The sequence below is a fragment of the Cytobacillus sp. FSL R5-0377 genome, from assembly GCF_038004385.1.
GTDB lineage: Bacteria > Bacillota > Bacilli > Bacillales > Cytobacillaceae > Cytobacillus.
Genome location: NZ_JBBORA010000001.1, coordinates 2,288,777 through 2,314,528, shown reverse-complemented (window position 1 = coordinate 2,314,528; position 25,752 = coordinate 2,288,777). Strand labels below are relative to the sequence as shown.

Genomic DNA, 25,752 nt, shown 5'->3' with positions numbered 1-25,752 from the left:
AGGGGACGCATGTTCCCTTATACCATTTAGAGACTAGGGGGAAATTGACGTGAATTTAGTTTTAATGGGGCTCCCTGGTGCCGGTAAAGGTACACAAGCCGAGAAGATCGTCCAAAAATACGGCATCCCTCATATCTCTACCGGAGATATGTTCCGTGCGGCTATTAAAGACGAAACGGACCTAGGCCTTAAAGCAAAATCATTCATGGATAAAGGCGAGCTTGTTCCTGATGAGGTAACAATCGGCATTGTGCGTGAACGATTAAGCAAGGATGATTGCGAAAAAGGCTTTTTGCTGGATGGCTTCCCAAGAACGGTTGCCCAAGCAGATGCCCTTGAAAACATCCTTTCTGATTTAGACAAGAAAATTGATTATGTTATTAATATTGATGTCGATCAGAGTATCCTAATGGAGCGTCTTACAGGACGCCGCATCTGTAAAGACTGCGGAGCTACTTATCATCTAGTATTCAATCCGCCAGCGAAAGACGGAGTGTGCGATCGCTGCGGCGGTGAGCTTTATCAGCGTGCTGATGATAATGAAGCGACTGTCCAGAATCGACTTGACGTTAATATTAAACAAACAAAACCGTTGCTTGATTTCTACGAAACGAAAGGTTATCTGCGCAATATTGACGGTCAGCAGGATATTAATAAAGTATTTTCTGATCTTGATGCATTGCTCGGGGGTTTACAATGATCATTTGCAAAACCCCGCGTGAGCTTGAAATAATGCGTGAGGCCGGCAGAATCGTAGCACTTACACATCAGGAACTGAAAAAACATATTGCACCCGGAATCACAACCCGCGAACTGGATGATATTGCTGACCGGTTTATCCGTAAATACGATGCAATCCCATCGTTCAAAGGGTATAATGGTTTCCGCGGCAGCATCTGTGCTTCAGTTAACGATGAACTTGTTCATGGCATTCCTGGTGATCGAGTTTTAAATGACGGTGATATAATCAGCATTGATATCGGTGCTAAATATAACGGTTATCATGGTGACTCAGCCTGGACATATGCTGTTGGCCAAATTGATGAGGAAGCCGAGCGTCTGATGGATGTGACAGAAGAATCATTATATAAGGGCCTTGAAGAAGCTAAACCGGGTGAGCGCTTGTCGAACATCTCCCATGCTATCCAAACGTATGCGGAATCTAATGGCTTTTCCATTGTACGCGAGTATGTCGGCCACGGAGTAGGGCAAGACTTACATGAGGATCCTCAAATTCCTCATTATGGACCGCCTAACAGAGGGCCGCGCTTAAAGCCGGGAATGGTACTTGCAATTGAACCTATGGTGAATGCAGGAAGTCGTTATGTTAAAACCTTAGCCGATAACTGGACAGTTGTCACAGTTGACGGTAAAAGGTGTGCGCATTTTGAGCATACTATAGCGATCACTGAATCCGGTTATGAAATACTGACAAAAGCCTAAGGTGCAGGTGATTCCATTGGTTGGTTCTGATACGAATCCGCAGCCTGGTCAAATTGTTTTGATCAAAAGTGGGCGAGATGCTGGTCAATATGCTATAATTATAAGGTTGTTGGATGAAAGATATGTTATACTTGCTGACGGCGGCAAGAAGAAATTCGACCGCCCGAAGAAAAAGAACGTTCAGCATCTGCAATTGTTTAATTATATCTCTCCAGAAGTTCAGACCAGTCTCGAGGAGACCGGCCGTGTAACAAACGGAAAGTTACGCTTTGCGCTTGCAAAGTATGTAAATGAATTCGTATATGACATGAAGAAGGGAGAATAAAGTTCAATGGCGAAAGACGATGTAATCGAAATAGAAGGCACAGTTGTTGATACTTTGCCAAATGCAATGTTTAAGGTAGAATTAGAAAATGGTCATACAGTGCTAGCTCATGTATCCGGTAAGATCCGCATGCACTTCATCCGTATTTTACCTGGAGATAAAGTAACAGTTGAGCTGTCTCCATATGATTTAACACGCGGTAGAATCACATATCGTTTTAAATAATCATTGCACTCCGTACTATTAAGGAGGTTAGGATAATGAAAGTAAGACCATCAGTTAAACCAATCTGCGAAAAGTGTAAAGTTATCCGCAGACGTGGAAAAGTAATGGTTATCTGTGAAAACCCTAAACATAAACAAAAACAAGGTTAATTTGAAGGAGGTGCGCTTATACAATGGCACGTATTGCTGGTGTAGATGTTCCACGTGAAAAACGTGTAGTAATCTCATTAACTTATATCTTTGGTATTGGTAAATCTACAGCTCAGAAAGTTTTGGCTGAAGCTGGTGTTTCTGAAGACACTCGTGTTCGTGATCTTACAGAAGACGAACTTAACAAAATCCGTGACATCATCGACAAATTGAAAGTTGAAGGTGACCTTCGCCGTGAGGTTTCTCTAAACATCAAACGTCTAATGGAGATCGGAAGCTATCGCGGTCTACGTCATCGCCGTGGTTTACCGGTTCGCGGACAAAACACAAAAAACAACGCTCGTACACGCAAAGGTCCTCGTAAGACTGTAGCGAACAAGAAGAAATAATCGGTAAAGGAGGTAACTTTAAATGGCTCGTAAAACTAATACACGTAAGCGTCGTGTGAAAAAGAATATTGAACAGGGTATTGCACATATCCGTTCTACTTTCAACAACACAATCGTAACTATCACTGATGTTCATGGAAATGCTATTTCATGGTCAAGTGCTGGAGCTCTTGGATTTAGAGGTTCTCGTAAATCTACTCCATTCGCAGCACAAATGGCAGCTGAAACTGCAGCTAAAACTTCCCAGGAACACGGTATGAAATCCCTTGAAGTAACTGTTAAAGGACCTGGTGCAGGACGTGAAGCTGCTATCCGTGCTCTTCAAGCTGCTGGTCTAGAAGTTACTGCTATCAGAGACGTAACTCCAGTTCCTCATAACGGATGTCGTCCACCAAAACGCCGCCGTGTATAATTTTTCTGTATAGAATTTGTATCCTTGTCTATAATGGGATATGATACTAATTTTTAGTTATACAGAACAATTATTCCAGTTGTTGTGCACAAAACGGGAACGTATACATGGGGGAATTTCGGTTAGAGATTGCTAGCCGGGGTTTCGACGTTTTGAAGGAGGGTATATTTTGATGATCGAAATAGAAAAACCAAAAATCGAAACGGTTGAGATCAGCGATGATGCCAAGTACGGCAAGTTCGTCGTCGAGCCACTTGAGCGTGGATATGGTACAACTTTGGGTAACTCCTTACGTCGTATCCTTTTATCCTCACTCCCAGGTGCCGCTGTCACATCGATCCAAATTGATGGGGTACTTCATGAGTTCTCAACAATTGAAGGCGTCGTAGAAGATGTAACATCTATCATTTTAAACATTAAAAAACTAGCACTTAAAATCTACTCTGATGAAGAAAAAACATTGGAAATCGATGTTCAGGGTGAAGGTGTAGTGAAGGCAGCTGACGTAACACATGACAGCGATGTTGAAATCCTAAATCCGGATCTTCATATTGCTACTCTTGGTTCGAATGCCCATCTGCGCATGCGTTTAACTGCAAAACGCGGACGAGGCTATACACCAGCTGACCAAAACAAGAGAGAAGATCAGCCAATTGGTGTGATTCCGATCGATTCTATCTACACTCCAGTAGCCCGTATTTCCTACCAGGTAGAGAATACACGTGTGGGTCAAATGACTAACTATGATAAGTTAACATTCGATGTTTGGACTGACGGCAGTACAGGTCCTCAAGATGCGGTTGCACTTGGAGCGAAGATCTTAACTGAGCATTTGAATATCTTTGTCGGTTTAACGGATGAAGCTCAAAATGCAGAAATCATGGTTGAAAAAGAAGAAGACCAAAAAGAGAAAGTACTTGAGATGACAATTGAAGAACTGGACTTGTCTGTACGTTCTTACAACTGCTTAAAGCGCGCTGGCATCAATACTGTTCAGGAATTAGCTAATAAGACTGAAGAGGATATGATGAAGGTCCGCAACCTTGGCAGAAAGTCACTTGAGGAAGTAAAACATAAATTAGAAGATCTTGGACTGGGCTTACGCAAAGACGATTGATTAATTAATTGATAATCTATATGTTTGCTTTCAGCAGATCGAATGACTTCAACAAAGGAGGGAAACTTTCATGGGATACAGAAAGTTAGGACGCACTAGCTCACAACGTAAAGCTATGCTGCGTGACTTAGCAACAGATCTAATCATCAATGAGCGCATCGAAACAACTGAAGCTCGTGCGAAAGAACTTCGTTCAGTTGTTGAGAAAATGATCACTCTTGGAAAGCGCGGCGACTTGCATGCACGCCGTCAAGCAGCTGCATTTGTTCGCAACGAGGTAGCTAACGCTGAAACTGACCAGGATGCTGTTCAAAAATTATTCAGCGACATCGCAACTCGTTATGAAGAGCGTCAAGGCGGATACACTCGTATTATGAAACTTGGACCTCGTCGTGGAGACGGTGCGCCAATGGTAATCATCGAGTTAGTATAATTTTTTTAGGAAAGGGCGCGGGACGGTTTCAATGAACTTGTTCTTTGCCCTTTTTCTATAAAAGCGGCTGTTTCCTTAATTTGTATGGAGCGCCGAAATCAGGCCAATAACGAGCGTTACGATGAGCATGTACAGCAAGTAAACAGGAATGGATGAGCAATAGATTCCCCATTGCCTGGTATATGACTCGTCTAGCTCATGCACCTCTTCCGGAAATAAGAATTGCGCCCGGCAGTTTCCTGCCTGACGGAAAGAGGTGCAGGCTTTTTTAAATTTAGTATGTTCATAACCAGAAGAAAACCGGGGTCTCTGAACATATTTATACAATAGCAAGAACCAACGACCATACTGCGTCAGTATGAGCTTTTAATAGGGAGGCATAATAGGCATCCAATAAGCTTAGATAGCAGAAATCCAGATTTTCTTGTGTATTATTACAAGTGTGGGAGAATGGTATCATTCAACGCTTGCTATCCGGTAACATAACCTATTATCGAACTATTTAAAGCTCGCCAAAAATGGCGGGTTTTTTCATTATAAGAGCAGAGCTGAAATAGAGAAGCAGAGCTGAGAGGAGGACTTCACTTGAACGAGCCGCTGGTAGAATTGAAAAATGTTTCGTTTAAATATGATGCAGAAGCTGCATATGCGCTGGACAATATCTCTTTTAATATCTTTAAAGGGGAATGGCTTGCAATAGTTGGGCATAATGGTTCCGGAAAATCAACACTTGCTAAATTGCTTAATGGCCTGCACTTTCCTCTGCAAGGCAGCATTACAGTAGGCGGCATTTCATTGAGCGAAGATACGGTTTGGGAAACGAGAAAGAAGATTGGTATGGTTTTTCAAAATCCGGATAACCAGTTTGTTGGAACGACTGTAAGGGATGATGTGGCTTTTGGTTTAGAAAACCATGGAATTGAAAGACATGACATGGTTCAGCGTGTTGCCCAATCATTGGAAAAGGTCAAAATGACATCATTTCTTAATCAAGAGCCGCACCATCTTTCCGGCGGCCAGAAGCAAAGGGTAGCCATAGCCGGCGTTATCGCCTTAAGGCCGGATATTATTATTCTCGACGAGTCAACCTCTATGCTGGACCCAAGAGGGCGTGAAGAGGTGCTGGAGACCGTCAGAGAGCTCAAGCGGGATTATCATATGACCGTCATCTCCATCACTCATGATCTGGAGGAGGCGGCAAAGGCTGATCGCATCATAGTCATGAATAAAGGCAAGTTATATCGGGAAGGCACGCCAGAGGAAATTTTTCAAATGGATGAGGAGCTTGTAAAGCTGGGCCTGGATATTCCTTTCCCTGTGAAGCTGAGCAAGGAATTAAGAGAAAAAGGGCTGCCGTTATCCAGGCATTATTTATCCGAAGAAGAGTTGGTGGAAGAATTATGGACATCTCACTCCAAAATGTAGAATACCGTTATCAGGTTAATACGCCATTTGAACGTCTCGCCATAAAGGATGTCTCCATCGATATTCCATCAGGCACATTTCTCGCGATCATTGGTCATACCGGTTCAGGCAAATCGACCGTCCTTCAGCATTTAAATGCCCTGCTTAAGCCGACAGATGGCCAGGTAGTGATCGGGGAGCGGTCGATCACACCGGAAAAGAAACAAAAGAACCTGAAGGAAATCCGCCAAAGGGTCGGCATCGTATTTCAATTTCCTGAACATCAGCTGTTTGAGGAAACAGTTGAGAAAGATATTTGCTTTGGACCGATCAACTTTGGAGTGTCAGAAGAGGAAGCCAAAAAAAGAGCCAGAGCAGCTCTAGCCCAGGTGGGCCTGCCGGAAGAAATTTTAAGCAAGTCCCCATTTGACCTGTCAGGCGGTCAAATGCGACGTGTAGCCATAGCAGGAGTGCTGGCAATGGAGCCTGATGTCATTGTCCTGGACGAGCCTACTGCGGGACTTGATCCACGTGGCCGGAAGGAAATCATGGATATGTTCTACAGCCTGCATGAGACAAGGGGACTTTCGACAGTACTTGTGACACATAGCATGGAGGATGCTTCTCGCTATGCTGATCAGATTGTCATCATGCATAACGGTGAAGTGTACAAAAAAGGGACACCCAAAGAAATTTTTTCTTCTCCGGAAGGCTTGCTTAAGCTTGGACTCGATGTTCCGGAGGTTGTCCGCTTTCAGCTGAAAATGGAAAAATCGCTTAACATCCGTCTTTCTAAGACGTGCCTGACTATGGATGAGCTGACGGATGAGATTGCTGCTGTGATGAAGAGGGGGACAGATACATGATGGACAAAATGATTTTTGGGCGCTATGTTCCGGCTGAGTCTGTCATCCATAGGATGGACCCTCGTTCAAAGCTTGTCCTTATTTTCTTATTCGTGTGCATTGTCTTTCTGGCAAATAATTTGCTGACATATGGATTGCTGACGATTTATACCTTTTTTATGATTGCTTTATCTAAAGTGCCGATCCGGTTTATCTATACAGGATTAAAGCCGGTCCTGCTGCTTGTTATTTTTACTTTATTTCTTCATTTGTTTTTGACAAAAGAGGGGGATGTTCTCTTCCGGTTTGGATGGATTACGATCTATGAAGAAGGTCTGAGACAGGGGATTTTCATCTCTCTGCGTTTTTTTCTGCTCATTCTGATGACTTCTATTCTGACTTTGACCACGACTCCTATTGAAATTACGGATGGTCTGGAAAGTCTGCTCAATCCATTAAATAAATTCAAGTTTCCGGTGCATGAACTGGCTTTGATGATGTCGATTTCTCTCCGCTTCATTCCGACACTCATGCAGGAAACCGATAAAATTATGAAGGCCCAGACAGCCAGAGGGGCCGATTTTACAAGCGGTCCGATTAAAGACCGTGTTAAAGCCATTATTCCTCTTTTAATTCCTTTGTTTGTCAGTTCGTTCAAACGGGCAGAAGAGCTTGCTGTGGCGATGGAATCACGGGGCTATAGAGGCGGGGAAGGCAGAACGAAATACAGGCAGCTTAACTGGGGTCTGAAGGATACATCGATGCTCGCCATGCTTGCAGCTCTCACCCTGGTGTTAATCCTGCTGAGATCATAAACGGGGTGGCCTTATGCAAAGATTTAAATGTATTGTGACATATGACGGAACCCTTTTTGCAGGCTACCAGGTGCAGCCTGGGAAGCGGACTGTGCAGGGAGAGCTGGAACGGACCTTAAAGAAGCTTCATAAAGGAAAAGACATTAGGGTGACTGCTTCAGGAAGAACCGATGCAGGTGTCCATGCAAGGGGGCAGGTGATTCACTTCGATTCCCCTTTGAACATTCCGATTGAAAAATGGGATATTGCCCTTAATTCCCTGCTGCCGGATGATGTGGCCATCATCGGGACGGAGACAGTGCCTAACGACTTCCATGCCCGGTTTGATGCGAATGGGAAGGAGTATCGGTACTTCGTGCACCGATCAACCAGGAGAGATCCGTTTAAACGCCATTATGCCTATCAATACCCCTATGCCTTAAATATGGATGCTATCAGACAGGCAGCGGCGGATTTAATAGGGACACATGATTTTACAAGCTTCTGCTCCGCTAAGACGGAAGTGGCAGATAAAGTCAGGGAACTTCAGGAGATAGATGTGCGTGAAGAAGGGGATATGCTCATCTTCCGATTTAGAGGCACTGGATTCTTATATAATATGGTCCGGATTCTGACCGGCACCCTTCTGGAAGTCGGCTCAGGGGAAAGAGACCCCGGATCCATGCCAGCAGCCCTAAAGGAAAAAAACAGGTCAGCTGCAGGAAAAACAGCACCTCCCCAAGGTTTATATTTGTGGAAAGTTTTTTATTAAAATTTTGGAAAAAACATTTGAGGAACCGCGGGGGCGCGTTGTAAAGCCAAACTCGTTTGAAAAAAGATTTTAAAACAACTAAACCAGGTGTAACATTCGCTTGACATTAGACTGTCAAAGTTATATTATAGCATATGGTATTATTATTAAAACCACGATAAGCCCCGGAACTTATTGTGTCGAATAGATAAACCAAAAATGATTATGAATGGAACTATTAGGAGGGAAACTGATGCGTACAACGTTTATGGCGAATTCAAACAATATCGAACGTAAATGGTACGTGATTGATGCTGAAGGCAAAACTCTTGGTCGTCTTGCTAGTGAAGTAGCGTCAATCCTACGTGGTAAACATAAACCAACTTATACACCACATGTTGATACTGGTGATCATGTAATTCTTATCAACGCTTCAAAAATCGAACTTACTGGGAAAAAGCTTACTGACAAGATCTACTACCGTCACAGCATGCACCCAGGCGGTCTAAAATCAAGAACTGCTCTTGAAATGCGTACAAACTACCCTGAGAGAATGCTTGAGCTTGCTATCAAAGGCATGCTTCCAAAGAACTCTCTTGGCCGTCAAATGTTCAAGAAATTACACGTATATGCTGGTAGCGAACATAAGCACCAAGCACAACAACCTGAAGTTTACGAACTTCGTGGATAATTTTTAGGGAGGTTATTAACTTGGCACAGGTTCAATATATTGGTACTGGTCGTCGTAAGAGCTCCGTTGCACGTGTTCGTTTAGTTCCAGGCGACGGTAAAATCATCATCAATGGTCGTGAAATCACAGATTACATTCCTTTTGCAGCTTTACGTGAAGTTGTAAAACAGCCGCTTGTAGCTACTGAAACAGTTAACAGCTACGACATTCTTGTAAATGTAAACGGCGGTGGATACACTGGTCAAGCTGGCGCAATCCGCCACGGCATCGCTCGTGCATTGCTTCAAGCTGATCCTGAATTCCGTCCAACATTAAAGCGCGCAGGACTATTAACTCGTGACGCACGTATGAAAGAGCGTAAGAAATACGGTCTTAAAGGTGCTCGTCGTGCTCCTCAGTTCTCAAAGCGTTAATTATCAGCGTTTCAAAGACTCTTTTCACTTCTGTGGAAAGGGTCTTTTTTTTGTTTAAAATATACTTTCAAACAAATTTGCCCACCAATCATAGCTCTAGTATTCGTTACATGTGAGCGGATATTCATTGTCAATATCTGATTGACCTGGAATCATCCTGGAAGGAAAGCAACTCATATCATTTATGAGGATTTATCCTGAGTATTGTTTCTGGTTCATATCCCCAATTCCCCAACCATGTGCTCGTTTCTGTGCAAATAAGGAGACATGGGTTCCCTCTTTAGAAATTTATTTCTATTTCATCAAACTGTACAAGCAATTTAAATATTTTTGAATATCATTTATAAACAATTTAGAAAGGATGATAAGATGAAACATTATATCGTCCCTCCTTCTTGGCCAAATTCTATTTCAACGGGATGCTGTATTCTAAAACCGCCTAGCCAAACATGTGATTGTCCACCTGGACCGCAGGGACCGCCAGGACCAGAAGGACCACAGGGGATACAAGGTCCAGAAGGACCAGAAGGACCACAGGGGGTACAAGGACCAGAAGGACCACAGGGGGTACAAGGACCAGAAGGGCCAGAAGGACCACAGGGGATACAAGGTCCAGAAGGGCCGGAAGGACCACAGGGGATACAGGGACCAGAAGGGCCAGAAGGACCACAGGGGATACAGGGACCACCAGGACCTCCAGGACCCGGATTAACTGGCTTTCAAATAGTGACACAATCTATCACTTCGACAGCTGGAGTCGCGACCCTTACTATTACTTGTCCACTTAATAATATTGCGATATCTGCTGGATTTTCTATAGCTGGAGGTAATCAAGTTAGAATAACTCAAATGCAGCCGGTTGGCACTCCCCCTAATCAATGGATTTTTCGAGCAGAAGGTCAAGGTGCTCAACAGTTCACACTATCCGGTTTTGTTATTTGTGCACAAATCGTTTAACTAGCTGAAGTAATTATAAAAACGGTGGTAAGTTAACAACAGATGATAAGTATCGAAAAGTACAGGAATAAATTGTAGAATACAAATTCAAACAAGATATTAATACAAACAAGGTATTCTTAATTAAGGCCCTTCCCTAAATGGGGTAAGGGTTATTTATTGTGACTACGGATGATAGGGGATAGGGAGGGGTATACGACAAACTGACATCTCCGCAGACAGGAAAGAGCAGGAACCGGTTCGCTTCCACGATATGGGCTGACAATAAATACAGGTGGCCTGACGCCAGCAGGTGTTTACTAACGTCTGATCTGCTGTTTACAAGCACCGTCAACTTTAGCTCAGCCGGCTGGCGGGGCTAATTCCTGTATCAGCGAAAAAATTGGAAATTATATTATTGCAAATATCGGGCTGAGAGAGGATTATTCACGCTGAGAGAGCATCAGCGGAGCTCAGACTGTATATGTTAGCGTTTTCATTCACTATCTCGCCTATATCCTCCCGTCTTTCCCTAATACCCTTGAATCTGTATTTGAGCATGTTACGATAGATACCGTTGATAAAATACGAACGGTTATACGAACAGTTTTTCATTTAAAGGAGGATGTCCATGTTAGCCAATAAAACAATCGCATTTTTAGGAGCAGGGTCAATGGCGGAATCAATGATTTCAGGAGTCATTACAGCTGAAAAAATGTCACCTGATCGGGTTTTTGTAACGAACAGAAGCAATGCAGACAGATTGGAAGAGATTCAAGACTTGTATGGTGTAAGTGCCATGCCGCAAAACGAAATCCCCTTTGAGGAAATTGATTTATTTATTTTAGCTATGAAGCCAAAAGGGGCAGAAGAAGCCCTTCTTTCGATTAAAGACAAATTATATCCCGGTCAGGTGATTCTTTCTGTTTTGGCAGGCATAACAACAGAGTTCATGGAAGAGCATTTAAATCCCGGACAGCAGGTAGTGCGTGTGATGCCGAATACTTCAAGCATGATTCAGGAATCTGCTACTGCTGTTGTCGCAGGAAAGAATACGAGCATGGCCAATGTGGAAATGGTTAAGGAATTGCTGGAATGCATGGGGGAAGTTTATATCATCGATGAAGACCAAATGGATGTTTTTACGGGATTAGCCGGAAGCGGGCCTGCTTACTTCTATTATCTGATGGAAAACATGGAGCAGGTAGGGGTACAAAATGGAATGGATGAAAAGACTGTCCGCAAAATTGTTGCCCAGACGATTTTTGGAGCAGCGAAGATGGTGCTTGAAAAAGAAGAAGCGCCAACTTCTCTAAGAGAGAAAGTGACCTCTCCAAATGGCACGACCGCCTCAGGACTCGAAGCCTTAAGGAGATACAACGGAGGCGAAGCCATCACACAGGCAGTTGAGCATGCCGCCAAACGTTCGAAGGAAATCAGCAAAGAGCTGGAAGACGCCCTTGTCACTTCCTAAGGGAAAAGGATTTACAAGTTTACAGGAGGTATTGGATGTTGATTAACGAAAAGCAGATAAAAAGAGTTGTTATTAAGATTGGGAGCAGCTCATTAACAAGCATGCACGGGGAGATTAGCCGCAGAAAGCTTGAAAAGTTTGCTGAGCAAATTGTCGAGCTGAAGGATGCCGGCTATGAAACAGCCGTTGTGTCATCAGGTGCTGTAGCAGCAGGATATAGGAAGCTTGGCTGCCTTAACAGACCATCTTCTCTTCCGGAAAAACAGGCTGCAGCTTCGATTGGCCAGGGGCTATTAATGGAATCTTACTCAGAACTCTTTTTATCTCATGGCTATGTAGCTTCACAAATCTTGATTACCAGAAGCGATTTCTCTGATGAAAAGCGTTATGGAAATATGCATAACACCATGAATGTGCTGCTGGAGCGAGGCATCATCCCGATCATTAATGAAAATGATACGGTTACAGTCGATCGTTTGCGCTTCGGGGACAATGATACTCTGGCTGCAAAAGTGGCTGGTCTGATTGATGCGGATTTCCTGATTATTTTATCAGACATAGACGGCCTCTATGACAGCAATCCAAATGATAATCCTCACGCAAGTCTTCTCGAGAGGGTTCACTGCATAACACCTGAAATTGAAGCTGCTGCAGGAGGATCTGGCAGTGCTGTAGGAACAGGCGGCATGAAGTCAAAAATCCAGGCAGTGAAAATTGCGATGGCTGCAGGAATTGACTCCTTTTTAGGAAAAGCAGGAACGGAAAACATTTTAATGGAAGCTGTGGAAAACAGAGCAAGAGGCACTTACTTCACGCCAGAGCCGGATGCATTCAATCTGGATAATGAAAAGCAGTGGATAGCATTCCACTCGGGTCCTGAAGGAAAGGTGACCATCAATTCCCATGGGATAGAAGCGATTGTGGATCATCAGGAAAACTTGTACTGCTCTGATATTCAGGAAGTCAAAGGGAGATTTAAGGATGGAGCAGTTGTCCGCATCCTGGATGAAGAAGGACAGGAAATTGGCCTCGGCCGCATTAATTATTCAAACGAACAGTTAACCGGCAATACAGGAGATGAAGAGCTTGAACCGGCCATAGCGCAGGAAACGTTTGTATGCTCCCGCGACTTTAAGCTGCCGGCATTGGTTTGAACTTTTTTAGGAGGGATTCAATGACTACTGCATCAGCAGTATTAAATAATGTAGAAGAACAGGCAATAAAGGCAAAGAAGGCTGCCAAAACCTTAAGTATTTTAAATACTGAAGAAAAGAACGAAGCACTCCATACAGTTGCAGATGCGTTGGAGACTGGATATGAATCGATTCTTGCAGCTAATATGGCCGATCTTAAAAGCGGTAGGGAGAAAGGGTTCGAAGAGGCGTATATGGATCGGCTGTCATTATCGAAGGAGCGGGTTTATGAATTTGCAGACGGCCTTCGCCAGGTAGCTGAACTTCCCGATCCGATTGGAGATGTTATGTCAGGCTGGACCTTGGATAATGGGCTGAAGGTGGAAGAGGTCCGTGTTCCGCTTGGTGTCATCGGAATGATTTATGAAGCAAGACCTAATGTTACAGCCGATGCGGCGGGTCTTGCATTAAAATCAGGAAATGCTATTGTTTTAAAAGGCGGATCATCAGCACTGAATTCGAATCAGGCTATAGTAGAGATTATTCATGAGGCTCTGGAAAACACGAAGATACCTAAAGAAGCTGTCCAATTCATTGCCTCATCGGACAGGGAAGCGACAAAGCAGCTGTTCACCATGAAGGAGCATATTGATGTGTTAATTCCGAGAGGCGGCGCATCCCTCATTAAAGCAGTGGTCGAGAATGCGACGGTGCCTGTTCTTGAGACAGGAGTCGGAAACTGCCATATCTATGTAGATAAGGATGCAGATCCGGATAAAGCGATCAATATCCTGATTAATGCCAAAACCGACCGTCCCGCAGTCTGTAATGCGGCAGAAACACTGATTGTCCATAAAGCATGGCTGAATCAGCATAAAGAATTGCTTGCAAAAGCTCTAAAGGAACATGGCATTACTGTGCATGGAGATGAAGCTGCGGCAAAAGTCTTGCCCGATGTTGTGCCTGCAGGCAAGAGCGACTGGGCCAATGAATATTTAAGCATGGATTTAGCTGTGAAAACCGTTAATAGCCTTGAACAGGCCATTGACCATATTGATCAATACGGCACTAAGCATTCAGAGGCGATTATTACCGAAAATGGGGACACAGCTAAAAAGTTTATGCAGCTGACAGATGCAGCTGCGCTGTACCATAATGCTTCGACCAGGTTTACGGATGGCGGCGCTCTGGGCTTTGGGGCTGAAATCGGTATTTCCACACAGAAGCTCCATGCGAGAGGACCGATGGGGCTGCCAGCACTAACAACCCGCAAATATCTCATGTCAGGGAATGGGCAGATCAGATAAAGTGTTTTTATAAGCATCAGCTCCGGCTGGTGCTTTTTTTAACTACACCTTAAAAAATTGGCAGCCCGATTAGCGGCTGCTTTTTGCATTTCTCTCCCGCTGCAGATAAAGACTATCTGTAAGGGGTGAGAAAGCGTGACTGTCATAACAACGTTCAAAGAGAAAAAAAGAGAAAAGCAGATCAAATATGAAAAATCAGTCCTTCGGGAAATTTCGATAAAAGCTTTAAAAGAAAAAGTACAGCAATTTTTTGGATCTTCCAGATTTGTCTCTGGCCTGATCATGAATGCCGGAATTGAAGAGGCCTGCTATGATGTAGCGATTGAAGCCTATTTGCTGGGGGCCAATTATAGCCGTTTTGGGCGCTATGGCGAATCGCTGGATCAGGTTCGCCACAGATGTGAAAAAGAATATAAGCACTTAGTGGATACGCTCTATAACTTTTTCCTGTATTGGGGCCATGGCTCGGAAGCGGCTATGAGTGAATCCCTTTATTATATGTGCGAGCAATATGTAAACAGCTGGTGGTCAGAAGGGTTTAACAAAGGGGAGAGAAGGCATAAATTGCGTCTCCACTAAAGAATTTGGTTAAAGCGCTGTCTCCTGATCGAAGTTCTAGATCTCCATCTTGTCCCATATATTGAAGTGAGGATAAGCAGGAGGGGACTGATTAGGGCGTATGAAGAAAAAATTAAAAATAGGCGGGTTTGCAATCGGGCTTATCGTCCTTTTTCTTATTTTACAATATGACTTTACGGATGATGATTCCTGGGAATCGTGGAATCTGCCTTTAACCGGGAAGATCATCTTGCTTGATCCCGGCCATGGCGGCCCGGATGGCGGAGCAGGTGACGAAGGGGCACTCGAGAAAGATATTGCGCTGGATGTATCATTAAAGGTAAGGGATTACCTCCAGGAGCAGGGAGCACTTGTGCTCATGACGAGGGAGGATGACAGGGACCTTGCACCCGAGGCAACCAAGGGATACAGCCGGAGAAAAGTAGAAGACCTGAAGAAACGGCTTGAAATGATAAATACGTCTAACTCTGACTTTTATGTCAGCATCCATTTAAATTCGATTCCCTCTCCCCAATGGAGCGGAGCACAGACCTTCTATGCACCCGGGATTAAGGAGAATGCCAAAGCCGCAAAATTTATACAGGACGAACTTCGCCGCAACTTGGAAAATACAAAGCGGAACTCCAAGCCTCTGAACAATGTATTCATCTTAAAATACGCCAAAAAACCGGGTGTCTTAGTAGAAGTGGGATTCTTATCAAACCCGGGGGAGCGGGCTAATCTGAAAACTGATGAATATCAGGATAAAATAGCTGCCTCTATCTATAATGGAATAATGCGCTACTATACCAACGAAAAAGAATTGACTGAAACATGGGAATGAAAAGGTGCTGAGAAAGTGCCTTTTCTTTTTTGAATGTTTTTCCGGTGTGATAGAATTAACTGTATAGAATTTTCAATATGTTATACTAAAATGGAAACGAATTCAAAAGGCGGGTGCAATGTATGTTAACTGAACAGAAAGTCAGAGAAGCTTTAAGCGGCTTGAAGGAACCATTTATACATAGAACATTGGGCGAACTTAACGCCATTGAAGAAATTAAAATCAAAGAAGAAAAGAACCATGTCAGTGTTAAGATTCAGGTTGCCAAGACAGGTACTGCTGAACAGCTTCAGCTTCAGACGGAAATCGTCAATCTTTTAAAAGAAGCAGGGGCTGCGACCGTTGGCATCCGCTTCAGCGAGCTTCCTGATGAAGTGCTTTCGCAATTTAGAGAGGCAGCGGCTGAAGAAGACAAAGGCCTGCTTTCTCCTGGTAATAAGACGGAATTCATCGCTATTGCCAGCGGAAAAGGAGGTGTCGGCAAATCAACCGTTTCGGTAAACCTGGCTGTATCCCTGGCAAGACTGGGCAAAAAGGTCGGATTGATTGATGCCGATATTTATGGATTCAGCGTTCCGGACATGATGGGCATAACGAAGCGTCCTGTGGTTAGGGGAGAACGTATTCTGCCGGTTGAACGCTTTGGCGTAAAAGTAATTTCAATGGGATTCTTTGTAGAAGATAATGCGCCGATTATCTGGAGAGGTCCGATGCTTGGCAAAATGCTGAACAGCTTTTTCAATGAGGTAGAGTGGGGAGAATTAGATTACCTTCTTCTTGATTTGCCTCCTGGGACAGGAGATGTTGCACTGGATGTTCACACCATGCTTCCTTCCTGTAAGGAAATTGTCGTTACAACTCCGCACCCTACAGCAGCATTCGTTGCGGCCAGAGCTGGTGCAATGGCGCTTCGCACAGAGCATGAAATCCTGGGTGTTATTGAGAACATGGCTTATTTTGAGAGTCAATTGACTGGAGAAAGAGAGCACGTGTTTGGTCAAGGCGGGGGTATGAAGCTCGCTGAAGAACTGCGTACAGAAGTGCTGGGCCAGCTTCCTCTTCAGCAGCCTGATTGGAATGAAGAAGATTTTGCACCGTCCATTTATGACGAAGAACATAAGCTTGGTCAAATCTATACAGACATTGCCCGTAAAGTAATCCAAACGATTGAAAGTAAATAAAAGATAAAACCTCTTCCGATGGAAGAGGTTTTATTCTTAAGGGTTAAGATCCGCCGCCGCCGCTACCGCCGCCTTGGCTTTCACCTTGGCCTCCGCCTTCACCCCCGCCTTCTTGACCGCCTTCTTGACCTCCGCTTTTTGTTTCCTCAGCTGCCTTTAGAAGGATATCCTGAATTTTTGCTTTAAAAAGCGGGCTTTCAAATGTCTCAGTCATTACTTTCTGAATGTGCTCCCGATATTCCTTGCTTTTAAGGACATTTGTCACTTCTTTTTCAAGCTCGGGATCTTTAAGTACTTCAATCATCATTCCCCGGTATTCAGGGTCTTTCATAAGGTCTTTTAAAAGCTTTTCATTTTCCTTTTGCATGCTTTTGGCCATGCTTTCGGCAAACTTTGGATCGTCAAAAGACTTTTTCCAAAACTCTGTGCCTTTATCAGAAGTTAAGGTCTTTTCAATGGTTTCACTTACAACCTTTTGGTCCATGACCATCTTTTGCTGCATTTTTTCATCAGCCATCAATTCTTCAAGTGCTTTTTTTCCTTCATCTGTCTTTAATATATCTACAACCATTTTTTTAGTTTGCTCATAATCCATTTGGCTGGCGCCCGATTCACCTTGGCCGCAGCCTGAAATGAAAAACACTAGCGCTAATGGAAGGAGCAAACGGAAATTTGTTTTCATGGTGAAGCTCCTTTCAGAGGTGTCCTTACCTTTAGAATGAAGATTTTTAGCAAATATTATGCGCTGGAAATACAATGCCTAGATTTTTCAAACTTTGGTTGGTACAATCAATAAGAATGAATTTATTTATTATGGGGGAAAAATAAATTGACTAGCCGTAATTGGGTAAAACTGTTTATAACAACTCTTTTAGTCGGTGGATTAACTACAGGAGTTGTTGGGTTTATTGTGCGCTGGGATGAATTTGCGCCTATTTTTATTGACTTCGCTTTCCTGCAAATTCTGTCAGTATTGTTCTGGCTTATCGGTGTAGGATTAATCTTCAGTATTATTAGCCAAATGGGCTTTTTTGCTTATTTGACTGTACACCGCTTTGGATTGGGGATTTTTAAAGGGTTATGGAATCCTATTCAAATTGTCCTTATTTTATTTGCTCTATTTGACCTGGTTTATTTCCGATATAAGGCTTTTGCGGGTGAAGGAGATAGCATGCTGCCGTATATTGGCGTTGCAGCATTTCTTCTTATAGTCGCTCTTGTGGTCGCAGCATTAAAAACCAAACAGACCAACCAGCATGCGTTTATTCCTGCAGTGTTCTTCATGGTGGTCGTAACCGCCATTGAGTGGGTACCGGTATTAAGGGTAAACGAAGAAAGCTGGCTATATCTGATGCTGATCCCATTATTAGTATGCAACACCTATCAGCTGCTAATTCTGCATAAGCTGAATGAAGATTCACAAAAACAGAGAAACAATATAGCTAAAAAGCCATCCAAATAACGGATGGCTTTTGTTGTTTTATCGAAGTCCAACGGGCATGAAGTGCACCCACTTTAAGACTCAGCGTAATCAAAGGAGGATAAGTGAGGGGCAAACTGCTCGTAAAGGCCCGAAAAGAGGAATAATGACTAATAAGTACCAGATTCCTGTTCAACGTCTTTGAGGCCCGCTTCCTGCGGGCCTCAAGTAATAATCAGTGGTGGATAAAGATGGCCCCCATGGATCAAAGCTTCATTTTATTTCATTCGTTTTTGTCTCGGCATTAGCAATCATTTCTGAGACGGAAACAAAGCTAAGCCCCCTGGATTTTATATCATTTAAAATGAGCGGAAGAGCTTTAGCCGTTTGTTTAGCAGAATCGGATGCATGCAAAAGGACGATATCACCTTTTTTGGCCTTTGATACATTCTCTGTTATCCGATTGACACCCGGATTCGTCCAATCCTTTGAATCGACGCTCCAGTGGACAACGGTAAAACCCATCCTGTCAGCAATCTTTAAGGTTTTCTGATCAAAATGCCCTGTTGGCGCGCGTACAAGCTTAATGTCTTTAATATTCAGCTTTCTAAATGCCTCCTGCGCCCTTGCAAGGTCCCTCCTGATTTTATCCTCTTCAAGCTCTGTATAATCTTCATAACCATAGCCCAGAATTCCGATTTCATAGCCTTCTTTCGCGATCCTTGACACTAAATCCGGATGGCGTTCGGCCCAGGAACCGGCCAGAAAAAAGGTAGCAGATTTTACATTTTCTTTTTTAAGAATATCCAATATGGGCTCTGCTTTGACATCCCCCCATCCTATATTAAAAGTGAGGGCTAAATCCTTTTCCCCTTTGTATATCGCCTTAGGCCCGTCTTTAGCTGAAAAAGCAGGCAATTGGACAATACTTTGCATGTAGAGGAACCAGGCAGTGAAAAATGCTGCAATGACAATCAGCGAAATTTGTTTTAAAGACTTACCATTCAACACGAAAAAAAAGTTCATATTTGTTCACCTCGTCCGATACCTTCCTAGTCTCATACCTATGCTGAACTTGTCTCTTCCATGTATAAAAAATTTATTCATAAAAATTATCAATTGGAAAAATACTACAATAAACAAATTAAAGAATATAATGGAGGCAATTTAATGATTGGAATGCTTTTAAGCCAAAAAGAGCTAAAAGAAATGGAGTATCTGATCAAGCGGGAAATGGACGAAATATTATTCGATTTAAAAGATGACAGAATCGACCACATTGTCAAAAGAGCCATGGAGGAACGATATAAAATTTTATTTTCATTATTTCAGCGCTTGGCAACACCAGCAGATTGCCTTAAATATATGCGTTCCAGCCAGCATCATGAAAAGAAGGGGTAATATTTTTTGTGCTGAAGAAAAAATGGCAAAAAGGATGTTGACTTCTTCTTGGTATCTTGGTATATTAATAAACGTCGCTGATGACGGAAAGCATTAATGAAAACAACTTAAAAAAAGTTGTTGACGTCAAAGTTGACACGTGATATATTAATAAAGTCGCTTCTGGGCGGCGGATTGATCTTTGAAAACTGAACGAACAATACGTCAACGTTTAATCATTAGTCTTTTTTGAAAAGACAATCGAGCTATATCAACTCTTATATGGAGAGTTTGATCCTGGCTCAGGACGAACGCTGGCGGCGTGCCTAATACATGCAAGTCGAGCGGACGGATGGGAGCTTGCTCCCTGAAGTCAGCGGCGGACGGGTGAGTAACACGTGGGCAACCTGCCTGTAAGACTGGGATAACTCCGGGAAACCGGGGCTAATACCGGATAACTCTTTCCCTCACATGAGGGAAAGCTGAAAGATGGTTTCGGCTATCACTTACAGATGGGCCCGCGGCGCATTAGCTAGTTGGTGAGGTAACGGCTCACCAAGGCGACGATGCGTAGCCGACCTGAGAGGGTGATCGGCCACACTGGGACTGAGACACGGCCCAGACTCCTACGGGAGGCAGCAGTAGGGAATCTTCCGCAATGGACGAAAGTCTGACGGAGCAACGCCGCGTGAGTGATGAAGGTTTTCGGATCGTAAAACTCTGTTGTCAGGGAAGAACAAGTACCGGAGTAACTGCCGGTACCTTGACGGTACCTGACCAGAAAGCCACGGCTAACTACGTGCCAGCAGCCGCGGTAATACGTAGGTGGCAAGCGTTGTCCGGAATTATTGGGCGTAAAGCGCGCGCAGGCGGTTCCTTAAGTCTGATGTGAAAGCCCCCGGCTCAACCGGGGAGGGTCATTGGAAACTGGGGAACTTGAGTGCAGAAGAGAAGAGTGGAATTCCACGTGTAGCGGTGAAATGCGTAGAGATGTGGAGGAACACCAGTGGCGAAGGCGACTCTTTGGTCTGTAACTGACGCTGAGGCGCGAAAGCGTGGGGAGCAAACAGGATTAGATACCCTGGTAGTCCACGCCGTAAACGATGAGTGCTAAGTGTTAGAGGGTTTCCGCCCTTTAGTGCTGCAGCAAACGCATTAAGCACTCCGCCTGGGGAGTACGGCCGCAAGGCTGAAACTCAAAGGAATTGACGGGGGCCCGCACAAGCGGTGGAGCATGTGGTTTAATTCGAAGCAACGCGAAGAACCTTACCAGGTCTTGACATCCCCTGACAACCCTAGAGATAGGGCGTTCCCCTTCGGGGGACAGGGTGACAGGTGGTGCATGGTTGTCGTCAGCTCGTGTCGTGAGATGTTGGGTTAAGTCCCGCAACGAGCGCAACCCTTGATCTTAGTTGCCAGCATTCAGTTGGGCACTCTAAGGTGACTGCCGGTGACAAACCGGAGGAAGGTGGGGATGACGTCAAATCATCATGCCCCTTATGACCTGGGCTACACACGTGCTACAATGGATGGTACAAAGGGCTGCAAAACCGCGAGGTTAAGCGAATCCCATAAAACCATTCTCAGTTCGGATTGCAGGCTGCAACTCGCCTGCATGAAGCCGGAATCGCTAGTAATCGCGGATCAGCATGCCGCGGTGAATACGTTCCCGGGCCTTGTACACACCGCCCGTCACACCACGAGAGTTTGTAACACCCGAAGTCGGTGGGGTAACCTTTTGGAGCCAGCCGCCTAAGGTGGGACAGATGATTGGGGTGAAGTCGTAACAAGGTAGCCGTATCGGAAGGTGCGGCTGGATCACCTCCTTTCTAAGGAATATTTACAAGAAACGTGACGTTCTTTGTTCGTTCAGTTTTGAGAGTTCAATCTCTCAATGAATGATTCGTTCTTTGAAAACTAGATAATGATTATGAAGAAGCAATAACCGAGTAATCGCCATTTTAGTGAATTCTCTCTATGTTAAATAGAGTAAGAACCTTTGATCTTGTTCATCTTCGATGAACCTGTCAAATACGGTTAAGTTAGAAAGGGCGCACGGTGAATGCCTTGGCACTAGGAGCCGATGAAGGACGGTACTAACACCGATATGCTTCGGGGAGCTGTAAGTAAGCTTTGATCCGGAGATTTCCGAATGGGGAAACCCCCTATCCGTAATGGGATAGGATCTTTACCTGAATACATAGGGTATAGAAGGCAGACCCGGGGAACTGAAACATCTAAGTACCCGGAGGAAGAGAAAGCAAACGCGATTCCCTGAGTAGCGGCGAGCGAAACGGGATTAGCCCAAACCAGGAGGCTTGCCTCCTGGGGTTGTAGGACACTCTATACGGAGTTACAAAGGAACGAGGTAAATGAACAGGTCTGGAAAGGCCGGCCAGAGAAGGTAAAAGCCCTGTAGTTGAAACTTCGTTCCCTCCAGAGTGGATCCTGAGTACGGCGGGACACGAGAAATCCCGTCGGAAGCAGGGAGGACCATCTCCCAAGGCTAAATACTCCCTAGTGACCGATAGTGAACCAGTACCGTGAGGGAAAGGTGAAAAGCACCCCGGAAGGGGAGTGAAAGAGATCCTGAAACCGTGTGCCTACAAGTAGTTAGAGCCCGTTAATGGGTGATAGCGTGCCTTTTGTAGAATGAACCGGCGAGTTACGATTACATGCGAGGTTAAGTTGAGAAGACGGAGCCGCAGCGAAAGCGAGTCTGAATAGGGCGAATGAGTATGTGGTCGTAGACCCGAAACCAGGTGATCTACCCATGTCCAGGGTGAAGTCCAGGTAACACTGGATGGAGGCCCGAACCCACGCACGTTGAAAAGTGCGGGGATGAGGTGTGGGTAGCGGAGAAATTCCAATCGAACTTGGAGATAGCTGGTTCTCTCCGAAATAGCTTTAGGGCTAGCCTCATGTAGTAAGAGTCTTGGAGGTAGAGCACTGTTTGGACTAGGGGCCCCCATCGGGTTACCGAATTCAGACAAACTCCGAATGCCAAAGACTTATCCATGGGAGTCAGACTGCGAGTGATAAGATCCGTAGTCAAGAGGGAAACAGCCCAGACCACCAGCTAAGGTCCCAAAGTATACGTTAAGTGGAAAAGGATGTGGAGTTGCTTAGACAACCAGGATGTTGGCTTAGAAGCAGCCACCATTTAAAGAGTGCGTAATAGCTCACTGGTCGAGTGACTCCGCGCCGAAAATGTACCGGGGCTAAACGTATCACCGAAGCTGTGGATTGACATCTTTCGATGTCAGTGGTAGGAGAGCGTTCTAAGGGCGTTGAAGCCAGACCGCAAGGACTGGTGGAGCGCTTAGAAGTGAGAATGCCGGTATGAGTAGCGAAAGATGGGTGAGAATCCCATCCACCGAATGCCTAAGGTTTCCTGAGGAAGGCTCGTCCGCTCAGGGTTAGTCGGGACCTAAGCCGAGGCTGAAAAGCGTAGGCGATGGACAACAGGTTGATATTCCTGTACCACCTCTTTACCGTTTGAGCAATGGGGGGACGCAGGAGGATAGGGTAAGCGCGCTGCTGGATTAGCGCGTCCAAGCAGTTAGGCCGGTAACGAGGCAAATCCCGTTACCACATAGGCTGAGCTGTGACGGCGAGGGAAATTTAGTACCGAAGTTCCTGATTCCACACTGCCAAGAAAAGCCTCTAGCGAGGGAAAAGGTGCCCGTACCGCAAACCGACACAGGTAGGCGAGGAGAGAATCCTAAGGTGAGCGAGAGAACTCTCGTTAAGGAACTCGGCAAAATGACCCCGTAACTTCGGGAGAAGGGGTGCTCATTAGGGTGAATAGCCCTGATGAGCCGCAGTGAATAGGCCCAGGCGACTGTTTAGCAAAAACACAGGTCTCTGCGAAGCCGCAAGGCGAAGTATAGGGGCTGACGCCTGCCCGGTGCTGGAAGGTTAAGAGGAGAGGTTAGCGCAAGCGAAGCTTTGAATCGAAGCCCCAGTAAACGGCGGCCGTAACTATAACGGTCCTAAGGTAGCGAAATTCCTTGTCGGGTAAGTTCCGACCCGCACGAAAGGCGTAACGATCTGGGCACTGTCTCAACGAGAGACTCGGTGAAATTATAGTACCTGTGAAGATGCAGGTTACCCGCGACAGGACGGAAAGACCCCGTGGAGCTTTACTGTAGCCTGATATTGAATTTTGGTACAGCTTGTACAGGATAGGTAGGAGCCTGAGAAGCCGGAGCGCCAGCTTCGGTGGAGGCGTCGGTGGGATACTACCCTGGCTGTATTGAAATTCTAACCCGCGCCCCTTATCGGGGCGGGAGACAGTGTCAGGTGGGCAGTTTGACTGGGGCGGTCGCCTCCTAAAAAGTAACGGAGGCGCCCAAAGGTTCCCTCAGAATGGTTGGAAATCATTCGCAGAGTGTAAAGGCACAAGGGAGCTTGACTGCGAGACCTACAAGTCGAGCAGGGACGAAAGTCGGGCTTAGTGATCCGGTGGTTCCGCATGGAAGGGCCATCGCTCAACGGATAAAAGCTACCCCGGGGATAACAGGCTTATCTCCCCCAAGAGTCCACATCGACGGGGAGGTTTGGCACCTCGATGTCGGCTCATCGCATCCTGGGGCTGTAGTCGGTCCCAAGGGTTGGGCTGTTCGCCCATTAAAGCGGTACGCGAGCTGGGTTCAGAACGTCGTGAGACAGTTCGGTCCCTATCCGTCGTGGGCGCAGGAAATTTGAGAGGAGCTGTCCTTAGTACGAGAGGACCGGGATGGACGCACCGCTGGTGTACCAGTTGTCTTGCCAAAGGCATCGCTGGGTAGCTATGTGCGGAAGGGATAAGTGCTGAAAGCATCTAAGCATGAAGCCCCCCTCGAGATGAGATTTCCCATAGCGTCAAGCTAGTAAGATCCCTGAAAGATGATCAGGTTGATAGGTCAGAGGTGGAAGCGTGGCGACATGTGGAGCTGACTGATACTAATCGATCGAGGACTTAACCAAAATGAAAAGCGGAGGCGACTGTTCAACTTCGAGAGAAGTTAGGAGCCGAAGCTAGACGAGTCATTGGTGAATACTCGGCAAATACTTCTTCATACATTATCTAGTTTTGAGGGAACGAAAAAAGTAAATTTCCTCTTGAAAAATGATTAAAAGACGGTATAATAATAATTGTCTTTGAAAAATAGTCTGGTGGCGATGGCGAGAAGGTCACACCCGTTCCCATACCGAACACGGAAGTTAAGCTTCTCAGCGCCGATGGTAGTTAGGGGCTGTCCCCTTGTGAGAGTAGGACGCTGCCGGGCTGTTTTTAAAATACCGCTATTCCGCAGTAGCTCAGTGGTAGAGCATTCGGCTGTTAACCGAACGGTCGCAGGTTCGAATCCTGCCTGCGGAGCCATTTTCATAAAGCCCCTTATGGGAAATATGAGCTGTTGCTTCCATAGCTCAGCAGGTAGAGCACTTCCATGGTAAGGAAGAGGTCACCGGTTCGAGCCCGGTTGGAAGCTCTCTTAATGTAAACAACTAGAATACTAGGCCCCTTGGTCAAGCGGTTAAGACACCGCCCTTTCACGGCGGTAACACGGGTTCGAATCCCGTAGGGGTCACCATAATGGAGGATTAGCTCAGCTGGGAGAGCATCTGCCTTACAAGCAGAGGGTCGGCGGTTCGATCCCGTCATCCTCCACCATACTTGCCGGTGTAGCTCAATTGGTAGAGCAACTGACTTGTAATCAGTAGGTTGGGGGTTCAAGTCCTCTCGCCGGCACCATCTGTTTTTCGCAGATGGAGGGGTAGCGAAGTGGCTAAACGCGGCGGACTGTAAATCCGCTCCTTCGGGTTCGGCAGTTCGAATCTGCCCCCCTCCACCATTTATTTTTAATAAAACACAACAAACTGGACAAGCTATGAATGTCCTTTTTATTTTGTAATTATTGGGCTATAGCCAAGCGGTAAGGCACCGGACTTTGACTCCGTCACTCGCAGGTTCGAATCCTGCTAGCCCAGCCATTTTCCTTACTACGAGCCATTAGCTCAGTCGGTAGAGCATCTGACTTTTAATCAGAGGGTCGAAGGTTCGAGTCCTTCATGGCTCACTTTATAGAAATACGCAGACCTTGGGAATCGAGTCCTGAAGGTCTTAGTTGTAAATATAAATA

The 25,752-nt window shown here is 45.3% G+C and carries 25 protein-coding genes, 8 tRNA genes, 3 rRNA genes and 1 pseudogene; 35 read left to right on the top strand and 2 right to left on the bottom strand.

The window, feature by feature from the left end:
* Window positions 1-49: 49 nt before the first annotated feature.
* The 22 genes and pseudogenes from NSQ49_RS11930 (at window position 50) to NSQ49_RS11825 (ending at window position 16,824) form a co-directional block, all read left to right on the top strand.
* Window positions 50-700, top strand: a complete 651-nt coding sequence (locus NSQ49_RS11930) for an adenylate kinase (protein ID WP_061793802.1) — start codon at window positions 50-52, stop codon at window positions 698-700.
* Entirely contained in the window at window positions 697-1,443 is a 747-nt protein-coding gene (gene map / locus NSQ49_RS11925; RefSeq protein WP_159869725.1) for a type I methionyl aminopeptidase, read from the top strand. Before NSQ49_RS11930 ends, map begins: the two co-directional genes overlap by 4 nt.
* 16 nt (window positions 1,444-1,459) lie before the next feature.
* Window positions 1,460-1,818, top strand: a pseudogene (locus tag NSQ49_RS11920) (KOW domain-containing RNA-binding protein).
* Window positions 1,775-1,993, top strand: a complete 219-nt coding sequence (gene infA / locus NSQ49_RS11915) for a translation initiation factor IF-1 (protein WP_009336604.1) — start codon at window positions 1,775-1,777, stop codon at window positions 1,991-1,993. The pseudogene NSQ49_RS11920 and the gene infA overlap by 44 nt, the downstream one beginning before the upstream one ends.
* Before the next feature lie 35 nt (window positions 1,994-2,028).
* Window positions 2,029-2,142, top strand: a complete 114-nt coding sequence (gene rpmJ, locus NSQ49_RS11910) for a 50S ribosomal protein L36 (RefSeq protein ID WP_000868344.1) — start codon at window positions 2,029-2,031, stop codon at window positions 2,140-2,142.
* A 23-nt stretch (window positions 2,143-2,165) separates the two neighbouring features.
* Window positions 2,166-2,531 (top strand): 30S ribosomal protein S13, encoded by a 366-nt coding sequence (gene rpsM, locus NSQ49_RS11905; protein WP_009336605.1) that lies wholly within the window; start codon window positions 2,166-2,168, stop codon window positions 2,529-2,531.
* 22 nt (window positions 2,532-2,553) lie between these two features.
* The gene (gene rpsK, locus NSQ49_RS11900; RefSeq protein ID WP_048011510.1) at window positions 2,554-2,943 is read left to right on the top strand and encodes a 30S ribosomal protein S11; all 390 of its coding nucleotides are present in this window, start codon (window positions 2,554-2,556) and stop codon (window positions 2,941-2,943) included.
* Between the two features lie 172 nt (window positions 2,944-3,115).
* Window positions 3,116-4,060 (top strand): DNA-directed RNA polymerase subunit alpha, encoded by a 945-nt coding sequence (locus NSQ49_RS11895; RefSeq protein ID WP_159869776.1) that lies wholly within the window; start codon window positions 3,116-3,118, stop codon window positions 4,058-4,060.
* A 70-nt stretch (window positions 4,061-4,130) separates the two neighbouring features.
* The gene (gene rplQ / locus NSQ49_RS11890) at window positions 4,131-4,493 is read left to right on the top strand and encodes a 50S ribosomal protein L17 (RefSeq protein WP_009336608.1); all 363 of its coding nucleotides are present in this window, start codon (window positions 4,131-4,133) and stop codon (window positions 4,491-4,493) included.
* Between the two features lie 585 nt (window positions 4,494-5,078).
* Window positions 5,079-5,918, top strand: a complete 840-nt coding sequence (locus NSQ49_RS11885) for an energy-coupling factor ABC transporter ATP-binding protein (protein WP_251284578.1) — start codon at window positions 5,079-5,081, stop codon at window positions 5,916-5,918.
* Window positions 5,894-6,763 (top strand): energy-coupling factor ABC transporter ATP-binding protein, encoded by an 870-nt coding sequence (locus NSQ49_RS11880; RefSeq protein WP_251284577.1) that lies wholly within the window; start codon window positions 5,894-5,896, stop codon window positions 6,761-6,763. The genes NSQ49_RS11885 and NSQ49_RS11880 overlap by 25 nt, the downstream gene beginning before the upstream one ends.
* Window positions 6,760-7,557 carry an energy-coupling factor transporter transmembrane component T family protein gene (locus NSQ49_RS11875; protein ID WP_159869737.1) on the top strand — a complete coding sequence of 266 codons (798 nt, stop codon included), beginning with the start codon at window positions 6,760-6,762 and terminating at the stop codon, window positions 7,555-7,557. Before NSQ49_RS11880 ends, NSQ49_RS11875 begins: the two co-directional genes overlap by 4 nt.
* 13 nt (window positions 7,558-7,570) lie before the next feature.
* Entirely contained in the window at window positions 7,571-8,308 is a 738-nt protein-coding gene (gene truA / locus NSQ49_RS11870; protein WP_159869740.1) for a tRNA pseudouridine(38-40) synthase TruA, read from the top strand.
* Window positions 8,309-8,540: 232 nt separating this feature from the next.
* Window positions 8,541-8,978: a 50S ribosomal protein L13 gene (rplM, locus tag NSQ49_RS11865; RefSeq protein ID WP_159869743.1), complete on the top strand. Its 438-nt coding sequence runs from the start codon at window positions 8,541-8,543 to the stop codon at window positions 8,976-8,978.
* Window positions 8,979-8,998: 20 nt separating this feature from the next.
* Complete coding sequence (gene rpsI, locus NSQ49_RS11860) at window positions 8,999-9,391, top strand: 30S ribosomal protein S9 (protein ID WP_009336614.1); 393 nt, start codon at window positions 8,999-9,001, stop codon at window positions 9,389-9,391.
* 369 nt (window positions 9,392-9,760) lie between these two features.
* Entirely contained in the window at window positions 9,761-10,348 is a 588-nt protein-coding gene (locus tag NSQ49_RS11855; protein WP_341070738.1) for a hypothetical protein, read from the top strand.
* A gap of 610 nt (window positions 10,349-10,958) precedes the next feature.
* The gene (proC, locus tag NSQ49_RS11850) at window positions 10,959-11,801 is read left to right on the top strand and encodes a pyrroline-5-carboxylate reductase (RefSeq protein WP_159869746.1); all 843 of its coding nucleotides are present in this window, start codon (window positions 10,959-10,961) and stop codon (window positions 11,799-11,801) included.
* Window positions 11,802-11,836: 35 nt separating this feature from the next.
* Window positions 11,837-12,955, top strand: a complete 1,119-nt coding sequence (proB, locus tag NSQ49_RS11845; RefSeq protein ID WP_251284575.1) for a glutamate 5-kinase — start codon at window positions 11,837-11,839, stop codon at window positions 12,953-12,955.
* A gap of 20 nt (window positions 12,956-12,975) precedes the next feature.
* Window positions 12,976-14,241 carry a glutamate-5-semialdehyde dehydrogenase gene (locus NSQ49_RS11840; RefSeq protein WP_251284574.1) on the top strand — a complete coding sequence of 422 codons (1,266 nt, stop codon included), beginning with the start codon at window positions 12,976-12,978 and terminating at the stop codon, window positions 14,239-14,241.
* Between the two features lie 135 nt (window positions 14,242-14,376).
* Window positions 14,377-14,820 carry a YbaK family protein gene (locus NSQ49_RS11835; protein ID WP_159869755.1) on the top strand — a complete coding sequence of 148 codons (444 nt, stop codon included), beginning with the start codon at window positions 14,377-14,379 and terminating at the stop codon, window positions 14,818-14,820.
* Between the two features lie 100 nt (window positions 14,821-14,920).
* Complete coding sequence (cwlD, locus tag NSQ49_RS11830; protein WP_159869758.1) at window positions 14,921-15,643, top strand: N-acetylmuramoyl-L-alanine amidase CwlD; 723 nt, start codon at window positions 14,921-14,923, stop codon at window positions 15,641-15,643.
* A gap of 122 nt (window positions 15,644-15,765) precedes the next feature.
* Window positions 15,766-16,824, top strand: a complete 1,059-nt coding sequence (locus tag NSQ49_RS11825; protein ID WP_159869761.1) for a P-loop NTPase — start codon at window positions 15,766-15,768, stop codon at window positions 16,822-16,824.
* A 43-nt stretch (window positions 16,825-16,867) separates the two neighbouring features.
* Here the strand turns inward: NSQ49_RS11825 and gerD are convergent, their stop codons facing one another.
* Entirely contained in the window at window positions 16,868-17,506 is a 639-nt protein-coding gene (gene gerD, locus NSQ49_RS11820) for a spore germination lipoprotein GerD (RefSeq protein WP_251284573.1), read from the bottom strand.
* A 147-nt stretch (window positions 17,507-17,653) separates the two neighbouring features.
* Here gerD and NSQ49_RS11815 point away from each other — a divergent pair, with 147 nt between their 5' ends.
* The gene (locus tag NSQ49_RS11815; protein WP_159869767.1) at window positions 17,654-18,286 is read left to right on the top strand and encodes a KinB-signaling pathway activation protein; all 633 of its coding nucleotides are present in this window, start codon (window positions 17,654-17,656) and stop codon (window positions 18,284-18,286) included.
* Between the two features lie 231 nt (window positions 18,287-18,517).
* Here NSQ49_RS11815 and pdaB read toward each other — a convergent pair whose 3' ends face one another.
* On the bottom strand, window positions 18,518-19,270 hold the full coding sequence (gene pdaB, locus NSQ49_RS11810) for a polysaccharide deacetylase family sporulation protein PdaB (protein WP_159869770.1): 753 nt from the start codon (window positions 19,268-19,270) through the stop codon (window positions 18,518-18,520).
* A gap of 144 nt (window positions 19,271-19,414) precedes the next feature.
* Between pdaB and NSQ49_RS11805 the strand changes: the two genes are divergently transcribed.
* From NSQ49_RS11805 to NSQ49_RS11750, 12 genes are all read left to right on the top strand, one after another.
* The gene (locus tag NSQ49_RS11805; RefSeq protein WP_159869773.1) at window positions 19,415-19,645 is read left to right on the top strand and encodes a hypothetical protein; all 231 of its coding nucleotides are present in this window, start codon (window positions 19,415-19,417) and stop codon (window positions 19,643-19,645) included.
* A gap of 258 nt (window positions 19,646-19,903) precedes the next feature.
* Window positions 19,904-21,453 (top strand): 16S ribosomal RNA (locus tag NSQ49_RS11800).
* A gap of 206 nt (window positions 21,454-21,659) precedes the next feature.
* Window positions 21,660-24,595: ribosomal RNA gene (locus NSQ49_RS11795) — 23S ribosomal RNA — on the top strand.
* Between the two features lie 185 nt (window positions 24,596-24,780).
* Window positions 24,781-24,897, top strand: a 5S ribosomal RNA gene (gene rrf, locus NSQ49_RS11790).
* The 16S, 23S and 5S rRNA genes sit together here with 8 tRNA genes alongside, the layout of an rRNA operon.
* Before the next feature lie 20 nt (window positions 24,898-24,917).
* Window positions 24,918-24,992: transfer RNA gene (locus NSQ49_RS11785), tRNA-Asn, on the top strand.
* Window positions 24,993-25,028: 36 nt separating this feature from the next.
* Window positions 25,029-25,101: transfer RNA gene (locus tag NSQ49_RS11780), tRNA-Thr, on the top strand.
* A gap of 27 nt (window positions 25,102-25,128) precedes the next feature.
* Window positions 25,129-25,203, top strand: a tRNA-Glu gene (locus tag NSQ49_RS11775).
* A 4-nt stretch (window positions 25,204-25,207) separates the two neighbouring features.
* Window positions 25,208-25,283 (top strand) — tRNA-Val (locus NSQ49_RS11770).
* A 5-nt stretch (window positions 25,284-25,288) separates the two neighbouring features.
* Window positions 25,289-25,364, top strand: a tRNA-Thr gene (locus NSQ49_RS11765).
* A gap of 16 nt (window positions 25,365-25,380) precedes the next feature.
* A tRNA-Tyr gene (locus tag NSQ49_RS11760) sits at window positions 25,381-25,464 on the top strand.
* Between the two features lie 64 nt (window positions 25,465-25,528).
* A tRNA-Gln gene (locus NSQ49_RS11755) sits at window positions 25,529-25,603 on the top strand.
* Window positions 25,604-25,616: 13 nt separating this feature from the next.
* Window positions 25,617-25,689 (top strand) — tRNA-Lys (locus tag NSQ49_RS11750).
* The last annotated feature ends 63 nt before the right edge of the window (window positions 25,690-25,752 follow it).

Coding starts and splice junctions, on each gene's coding strand:
- pdaB (WP_159869770.1), bottom strand. CDS start 19,270: ATGAACTTTTTTTTCGTGTTGAATGGTAAGTCTTTAAAACAAATTTCG.
- rpsK (WP_048011510.1), top strand. CDS start 2,554: ATGGCTCGTAAAACTAATACACGTAAGCGTCGTGTGAAAAAGAATATT.
- cwlD (WP_159869758.1), top strand. CDS start 14,921: ATGAAGAAAAAATTAAAAATAGGCGGGTTTGCAATCGGGCTTATCGTC.
- NSQ49_RS11880 (WP_251284577.1), top strand. CDS start 5,894: ATGGACATCTCACTCCAAAATGTAGAATACCGTTATCAGGTTAATACG.
- rpsM (WP_009336605.1), top strand. CDS start 2,166: ATGGCACGTATTGCTGGTGTAGATGTTCCACGTGAAAAACGTGTAGTA.
- NSQ49_RS11805 (WP_159869773.1), top strand. CDS start 19,415: ATGATTGGAATGCTTTTAAGCCAAAAAGAGCTAAAAGAAATGGAGTAT.
- proB (WP_251284575.1), top strand. CDS start 11,837: ATGTTGATTAACGAAAAGCAGATAAAAAGAGTTGTTATTAAGATTGGG.
- rplQ (WP_009336608.1), top strand. CDS start 4,131: ATGGGATACAGAAAGTTAGGACGCACTAGCTCACAACGTAAAGCTATG.
- NSQ49_RS11855 (WP_341070738.1), top strand. CDS start 9,761: ATGAAACATTATATCGTCCCTCCTTCTTGGCCAAATTCTATTTCAACG.
- NSQ49_RS11840 (WP_251284574.1), top strand. CDS start 12,976: ATGACTACTGCATCAGCAGTATTAAATAATGTAGAAGAACAGGCAATA.
- gerD (WP_251284573.1), bottom strand. CDS start 17,506: ATGAAAACAAATTTCCGTTTGCTCCTTCCATTAGCGCTAGTGTTTTTC.
- map (WP_159869725.1), top strand. CDS start 697: ATGATCATTTGCAAAACCCCGCGTGAGCTTGAAATAATGCGTGAGGCC.
- truA (WP_159869740.1), top strand. CDS start 7,571: ATGCAAAGATTTAAATGTATTGTGACATATGACGGAACCCTTTTTGCA.
- rpmJ (WP_000868344.1), top strand. CDS start 2,029: ATGAAAGTAAGACCATCAGTTAAACCAATCTGCGAAAAGTGTAAAGTT.
- NSQ49_RS11875 (WP_159869737.1), top strand. CDS start 6,760: ATGATGGACAAAATGATTTTTGGGCGCTATGTTCCGGCTGAGTCTGTC.
- NSQ49_RS11895 (WP_159869776.1), top strand. CDS start 3,116: ATGATCGAAATAGAAAAACCAAAAATCGAAACGGTTGAGATCAGCGAT.
- infA (WP_009336604.1), top strand. CDS start 1,775: ATGGCGAAAGACGATGTAATCGAAATAGAAGGCACAGTTGTTGATACT.
- NSQ49_RS11825 (WP_159869761.1), top strand. CDS start 15,766: ATGTTAACTGAACAGAAAGTCAGAGAAGCTTTAAGCGGCTTGAAGGAA.
- proC (WP_159869746.1), top strand. CDS start 10,959: ATGTTAGCCAATAAAACAATCGCATTTTTAGGAGCAGGGTCAATGGCG.
- rplM (WP_159869743.1), top strand. CDS start 8,541: ATGCGTACAACGTTTATGGCGAATTCAAACAATATCGAACGTAAATGG.